At 40.8% G+C, this 7125-nt stretch carries 5 protein-coding genes; 3 read left to right on the top strand and 2 right to left on the bottom strand.

The window, feature by feature from the left end; all coding sequences use genetic code 11:
- Nucleotides 1–28: 28 nt before the first annotated feature.
- A complete protein-coding gene (locus tag SINDD18_RS01125; protein ID WP_061862787.1) occupies nucleotides 29–1219 on the top strand; it encodes a cation diffusion facilitator family transporter in 1191 nt (396 codons plus the stop codon).
- 40 nt (nucleotides 1220–1259) lie between these two features.
- Here SINDD18_RS01125 and scrK read toward each other — a convergent pair whose 3' ends face one another.
- Nucleotides 1260–2147 (bottom strand): fructokinase ScrK, encoded by an 888-nt coding sequence (gene scrK, locus SINDD18_RS01120; protein WP_049509581.1) that lies wholly within the window; start codon nucleotides 2145–2147, stop codon nucleotides 1260–1262.
- A gap of 307 nt (nucleotides 2148–2454) precedes the next feature.
- Nucleotides 2455–4332 carry a sucrose-specific PTS transporter subunit IIBC gene (locus SINDD18_RS01115; protein WP_061862786.1) on the bottom strand — a complete coding sequence of 626 codons (1878 nt, stop codon included), beginning with the start codon at nucleotides 4330–4332 and terminating at the stop codon, nucleotides 2455–2457.
- A 368-nt stretch (nucleotides 4333–4700) separates the two neighbouring features.
- On the opposite strand from SINDD18_RS01115, the gene SINDD18_RS01110 reads away from it, so the two are divergent.
- Both SINDD18_RS01110 and SINDD18_RS01105 read left to right on the top strand, forming a co-directional pair.
- Entirely contained in the window at nucleotides 4701–6155 is a 1455-nt protein-coding gene (locus SINDD18_RS01110; RefSeq protein WP_060956078.1) for a sucrose-6-phosphate hydrolase, read from the top strand.
- Nucleotides 6136–7101 carry a LacI family DNA-binding transcriptional regulator gene (locus SINDD18_RS01105; RefSeq protein WP_061862785.1) on the top strand — a complete coding sequence of 322 codons (966 nt, stop codon included), beginning with the start codon at nucleotides 6136–6138 and terminating at the stop codon, nucleotides 7099–7101. The genes SINDD18_RS01110 and SINDD18_RS01105 overlap by 20 nt, the downstream gene beginning before the upstream one ends.
- Nucleotides 7102–7125 lie beyond the last annotated feature (24 nt).

Genomic DNA, 7125 nt, shown 5'->3' with positions numbered 1-7125 from the left:
AATACAAAAATTCTAGGAAGAGAGTCAGATGAATCAATCAGTTTCAAACTTGAAATTAGCTGAGCGAGGTGCTATTATTAGCATCTTGACCTACCTTTTCTTGTCAGCAGCTAAGTTAGCAGCAGGCCACCTCCTTCACTCGTCCAGTTTGGTGGCAGATGGTTTCAACAACGTTTCTGATATCATCGGAAATGTTGCCCTCCTCATTGGGATTCGATTGGCCCGACAGCCAGCAGATAGAGACCATCGTTTCGGTCACTGGAAAATTGAGGACTTGGCAAGTCTTATCACCTCTATCATCATGTTCTATGTTGGTTTTGATGTCTTGCGAGATACGATTCAAAAGATTATCAGTCGCGAAGAAACTGTGATTGACCCACTGGGAGCGATTTTGGGAGTGATTTCTGCAGTGATTATGTTTGGAGTCTATCTCTACAACACTCACCTCAGCAAGCAATCCAAGTCTAAGGCACTGAAAGCAGCTGCCAAGGACAATCTATCAGATGCGGTCACTTCACTCGGAACCACTATCGCTATCCTAGCCAGCAGTTTTAACTTCCCTCTCGTGGATAAATTGGTTGCCATCGTCATTACCTTCTTTATCCTCAAGACTGCCTATGATATCTTTATCGAGTCGTCTTTCAGTCTTTCAGATGGTTTTGATGAACATTTGTTGGAAGATTATCAAAAGGCTATCATGGAAATTCCTAAGATTAGCAAGGTCAAATCACAACGCGGTCGTACTTACGGAAGTAATATCTATCTGGACATTACTCTCGAGATGAACCCAGATCTCTCTGTTTTTGAAAGTCACGAAATTGCGGATCAGGTTGAATCCATGTTATCAGAACGCTTTGGTGTCTTTGATACAGACATTCATATCGAACCAGCACCAATCCCTGAGGATGAAATCCTAGATAATGTCTATAAAAAATTGCTCATGAGAGAGCAATTGATTGACCAAGGAAATCAACTAGAAGAGTTACTTGCAGAAGACTTCATTTATATCCGCCAGGACGGACAAGAACTGGACAAGGATGCCTATAAGTCCGAAAAAGAACTGACATCTGCCATTAAAGAGCTTCACCTAACTTCCATTAGTCAGAAGACAAAACTGATCCGCTATCAGATTGGTGATACCATCCACACAAGCATCTGGCGCCGCCACGAAACTTGGCAAAATATTTTCCATCAGGAAACAAAGATAGAAAAAGACTAAAAAATGAGGCCGGGATAATTTCCAACCTCATTTTTCATGTTTATTTTGCAACGCTCTTAGCAAGAACGAAGTTTCCAAGTGTAGCCGAACCATTACCTGCTACAGCTGGTGTTACGATATAGTCACGTACATCTGGAACTGGTAGGTAACCATTGAGAAGAGATGTAAATTTCTCACGTACACGGTCAAGCATGTGTTGTTGGGCCATAACCCCACCACCAAATACGATAACGTCTGGTCGGAAAGTTACAGTAGCATTAACCGCGGCTTGAGCGATATAGTAGGCTTGAACATCCCAAACAGGGTTGTTGAGTTCAATGTTTTCCCCACGAACACCTGTACGAGCTTCAAGACTTGGTCCAGCTGCATAGCCTTCCAGACATCCCTTATGGAAAGGACAAACACCGTTGAATTCTTTTTCAATATCCATTGGGTGTCTAGCCACATAATAATGACCCATTTCAGGGTGTCCCACACCACCGATAAACTCACCACGTTGGATAACACCAGCTCCGATACCTGTACCGATTGTATAGTAAACTAAGTTTTCGATACGGCCACCAGCATTATTACGAGCAACTACCTCACCGTAGGCAGAACTGTTTACGTCTGTTGTGAAGTACATTGGCACGTTTAGAGCGCGACGAAGAGCACCAAGCAAATCAACATTGGCCCAGTGAGGTTTCGGTGTAGTTGTAATAAAACCATAAGTTTTTGAGTTTTTGTCGATATCAATTGGACCAAATGATCCAATCGCAAGTCCTGCAAGATTATCAAATTTTGAAAAGAACTCGATAGTTTTATCGATTGTCTCGATAGGAGTTGTTGTTGGGAATTGTGTTTTTTCTACAATATTAAAGTTTTCATCACCGACAGCACAGACAAATTTTGTACCGCCCGCTTCCAAGCTTCCATATAGTTTTGTCATGATAAACCTCTAGTTTTTATTTTCTCTATTATAGCATAATTCCAGAAGGAAAGTTGCTCTATATTTTAGTTTTTCCTCTGTAAATTTTACTATTCAATCAAAAACGAACAAACATGACATTTGTTCGTTTTTTGATCTATTAAATCGAAAGTAGTGTACTTAATGAAAATCAAAGAACAAACTAGGAATCGAGCTGCGGATTGCTCAAAGTACAGCTTTGAGGTTGTAGATAGAACTGACGAAGTCAGTAACACATACATACGGCAAAGCGAGTATGACGCAGTTTAAATTTGATTTTCGAAGAGTATTAAGCTTTAACTTCGATGATTGCATCTCCCTTAGCAACTGATCCAGAAGCAACTGGATTTACTGAAGCAAAGTCTGCAGTGTTTGTTACGATAACCATAGTAGTGTTATCAAGTCCTGCAGCAGCAATCTTAGCTGAGTCAAATGTTCCAAGAACATCTCCAGCTTTAACCTTGTCACCTTGGGCAACTTTTTGGTCAAATCCTTCACCGTTCATTGAAACAGTGTCGATACCAACGTGAATCAAGATTTCAGCTCCGTTTGCTGTTTTCAAACCATAAGCATGCCCTGTTGGGAAGACGATTGTCACTTCAGCATCAGCTGGTGCATAGACAACATCTTGGCTAGGTTTCACAGCGATTCCTTGTCCCATAGCTCCACTTGAGAAAACTGGGTCATTAACGTCTGAAAGTGCAACTACGTCACCAACGATTGGTGTTTGGATGACACCTTCGCTAGGTGCAACAACAGTACCAGTTACTGCTTCGTCAGCTAAACGTTCAGTTGTAGCTTCTGAAGCCACTTCTGCTTCATCTTCATAACCAAACATGTAAGTAAGAGCAAAACCAAGAGCGAATGATACAGCTACCATAAGAAGGTATTGTGGAAGTTGTCCGTTACCAATGTAAAGCATTGTACCAGGGATGATTGTGATACCATTACCAGTACCAGCAAGACCAAGGATTGAAGCAAGTCCACCACCGACTGCACCAGCGATCAATGAAAGGAAGAATGGTTTACGGAAACGCAAGTTAACCCCGAAGATAGCAGGCTCAGTAATACCTAGGAAGGCAGAAAGAGCAGCTGGGAAAGCAAGTGTTTTAAGTTTAGGATTTTTAGTTTTCACACCAACGGCTACTGTTGCAGCACCTTGAGCAGTCATGGCAGCTGTGATGATAGCGTTGAATGGGTTAACATGGTCAGCAGCAAGCAATTGAACTTCAAGCAAGTTAAAGATGTGGTGAACACCTGATACGACGATAACTTGGTGAACTCCACCAATCAAGAAACCACCAAGACCGAATGGCAAGTTAAGGATAGCTTTTGTTCCAAGAAGGATATAGTTTTCAACAACGTGGAAGACTGGTCCGATCACAAACAAACCAAGAATTGACATTACGAGGAGTGTTACGAATGGTGTTACCAAGAGGTCAAGAACATCTGGAACAACTTTACGAACAGCTTTTTCAAACTTAGCTCCGACAACCCCGATGATGAAGGCTGGAAGAACTGAACCTTGCAAACCAACAACTGGGATAAATCCGAAGAAGTTCATAGCAGTTACTTCTCCACCAGAAGCAACAGCCCAGGCATTTGGAAGTGAACCTGAAACGAGCATCATACCAAGAACGATACCAACAGCTGGGTTACCACCAAATACACGGAAGGTTGACCAAACAACCAAACCTGGCAAGATAATGAAGGCTGTGTCAGTCAAGATTTGAGTGTAAGTTGTAACATCTTCTGGAAGTGTCATTCCAAGAGCATTCAAGAGTCCACGAACACCCATGAAGAGACCAGTTGCTACGATAACTGGAATGATTGGTACAAAAACATCACCGAAAGTACGGATGGCACGTTGGAACCAATTTCCTTGTTTAGCAGCTTCTGCCTTCATCTCATCCTTAGATGTCGTTGGCAAACCAAGAGCTACGACTTCATCGTACATCTTGTTAACTGTACCTGTACCAAAGATGATTTGGTATTGACCTGAGTTAAAGAAAGCACCTTGAACTTTTTCCAAGTTCTCAATAGCATCTTTGTTAATCTTCGCTTCATCTTTAACCATAACACGAAGGCGAGTAGCACAGTGAGCTACACTGTTAACATTCTCACGTCCGCCCAAGGCTTCGATGACTTTTTTTTGCAATTTCTGTATTAGTCATTTGCAAAAATCTCCTTATAAAATTTTTTCTTGTTTGAAAGCGATTTTATCCGCCCTACGAATATTATTCTATCACGTTTAAAAAATATGTCAAGCGTTTTGCAGAAAAAATTTTGCTAATTTTTATTTTTTGATTGTTTTTGCTATTTTTTTCATCAACACAGCAATAAATACCCTATAAACTCAGGGTTTTTACTTTTAAATTTTCAAAAACTTTCATATTTTCATCGATTTTCATAAAATTTTGTTTCTGAACTCTGTCAATCGTTTGACATTTTTTTCTTAAATTTAGTGTGAAAGACTTGCTTTTTTATAAGGAAACGTTTACTATTAAGATAGTAGAATTTATGGAGGAAATAGAAATGGAATGGACTACTGAACGTCGTTACAGACGTTATGAAGATTGGACACAAGAAGAAAGAAAAGAAATCCAAGAAAAGATGGCACAATCCCCATGGCATGTCAGCTATCACATTGAGCCAAAGGAAGGTCTCCTCAACGACCCAAACGGCTTTTCTTATTTCGATGGCAAGTGGGTTGTCTTTTACCAAAACTTCCCCTTCGGAGCAGCTCATGGGTTAAAGTCTTGGGTTCAGCTTGAAAGTGACGATTTGGTGCACTTTACTGAAACAGGTGTAAAAATCTTACCTGATACTCCTTTAGATAGCCACGGTGCTTACTCTGGTTCTGCTATGCAGTTTGGCGATCAATTATTCCTTTTTTATACTGGAAATGTCCGTGATGACAATTGGGTACGCCACCCTTATCAGATCGGTGCCTTGATGGATAAGGATGGAAATATTAAAAAGATTGATAAAATCTTGATTGATCAGCCTGCTGATGCTACTGACCACTTCCGCGATCCACAGATTTTTAACTTTAAAGGGCAATACTACGCTATCGTTGGTGGTCAAGATTTGGACAAAAAAGGTTTTGTTCGTCTCTATAAGGCTATCGATAATGATTATACAAACTGGCAAGAAGTTGCTGATCTTGACTTTAACAATGACCGCACTGCCTATATGATGGAGTGCCCAAATCTAGTCTTTGTCGGAGAACAACCTGTCCTTCTTTACTGCCCACAAGGTTTGGATAAAAAGGTTCTTGAATACGACAATATCTATCCAAACATGTATAAAATCGGCGCTTCCTTTGACCCAGAAAATGCTCGTATGGTAGATGTGTCTGAACTACACAACCTCGATTATGGTTTTGAAGCCTATGCCACTCAAGCCTTCAATGCCCCTGATGGACGTGCCCTTGCTGTTAGTTGGCTTGGTTTACCAGACGTTTCTTACCCATCTGACCGTTTTGATCACCAAGGAACTTTCTCATTGGTAAAAGAACTTACCATTAAAGACGGCAAACTCTATCAATACCCTGTAGCAGCTATCCAGGATCTTCGTGCTTCAGAAGAGGAATTCTCAAATCGTTCTGAAACCAAAAACACCTACGAGATCGAGCTTAACCTAGAAGCTGATAGTCAAAATGAAATCGTTCTTCTTGCTGATAAAGATGGCAAAGGACTCTCTATCAACTTTGACCTTGTCAATGGTCAAGTTACTGTTGACCGCAGTCAAGCAGGTGAGCAATACGCTCAAGAATTTGGAACTACTCGCTCTTGCTCAGTTACTAATCAAGCAACTACTGTCAATATCTTCATCGACAACTCAGTCTTTGAAATCTTTATCAATAAAGGAGAAAAAGTATTTTCTGGTCGTGTCTTCCCTCACGAAGATCAAAATGGAATCCTCATTAAATCTGGAAACCCAACTGGAACATACTACGAATTAGAATATGGTCGCAAAACTAACTGATGTCGCAGAACTAGCAGGCGTCAGCCCAACTACTGTCTCACGTGTTATTAATAAAAAAGGCTACCTGTCAGAAAAAACTATTCAAAAGGTTAAAGATGCTATGCGTGAGCTAGGCTATAAACCTAACAATCTGGCTCGCAGTCTTCAAGGTAAATCTGCCAAGTTAATTGGGCTAATTTTCCCAAAAATCAGCCATGTTTTCTATGCTGAATTGATTGACAAATTAGAGCACGAACTCTTCAAAAAAGGCTATAAGACAATCATCTGTAACAGTGAACACGATTCGGAAAAAGAACGTGAATATCTTGAAATGCTAGAGGCCAACCAGGTGGACGGTATTATCTCTGGTAGCCATAACTTAGGGATTGAAGACTACAATCGCGTGACGGCTCCTATCATCTCCTTTGACCGAAACTTGTCACCAGATATTCCTGTCGTTTCTTCTGATAACTATGCTGGCGGAGTCCTAGCCGCTCAGACCTTGGCTAAAACTGGAGCCAAGGCTATCATCATGATTACAGGTAATGACAACTCCAATTCTCCAACAGGACTTCGTCATGCTGGTTTTGCTTCAATCTTACCCAAGGCTCCTATTATCAATGTTTCCAGTGACTTTTCACCCCTTCGAAAAGAAATGGAAATCAAAAATATCTTGACTAAGCAAAAACCAGATGCGATTTTTGCTTCAGATGATTTAACAGCCATCTTGGTTATGAAGATTGCCCAGGAGCTTGGTATCTCTGTTCCAGAAGAACTCAAGGTTATTGGCTATGATGGAACTTATTTTATCGAGAATTTCTATCCTCACCTCACTACCATAAAACAACCCTTGGAAGAAATTGCTCGCCTGACAGTTGAGTTACTACTTCAAAAAATCGAAGGAAAAGAAGTTGCCACAACCGGTTATTTCTTACCAGTTTCCCTCCTACCAGGAAAAAGTATTTAAACAAAAAGACTCAGACTGAATCGG

It is taken from the genome of Streptococcus infantis, from assembly GCF_001579645.1.
GTDB classification, from domain to species: domain Bacteria; phylum Bacillota; class Bacilli; order Lactobacillales; family Streptococcaceae; genus Streptococcus; species Streptococcus infantis_E.
This window is presented reverse-complemented; position numbering and strand designations above follow the sequence as displayed.

What these genes read in the sequence shown, in the direction of transcription:
- SINDD18_RS01125 (WP_061862787.1), top strand. Translation starts at nt 29, where the DNA reads ATGAATCAATCAGTTTCAAACTTGAAATTAGCTGAGCGAGGTGCTATT.
- SINDD18_RS01110 (WP_060956078.1), top strand. Translation starts at nt 4,701, where the DNA reads ATGGAATGGACTACTGAACGTCGTTACAGACGTTATGAAGATTGGACA.
- SINDD18_RS01105 (WP_061862785.1), top strand. Translation starts at nt 6,136, where the DNA reads ATGGTCGCAAAACTAACTGATGTCGCAGAACTAGCAGGCGTCAGCCCA.
- scrK (WP_049509581.1), bottom strand. Translation starts at nt 2,147, where the DNA reads ATGACAAAACTATATGGAAGCTTGGAAGCGGGCGGTACAAAATTTGTC.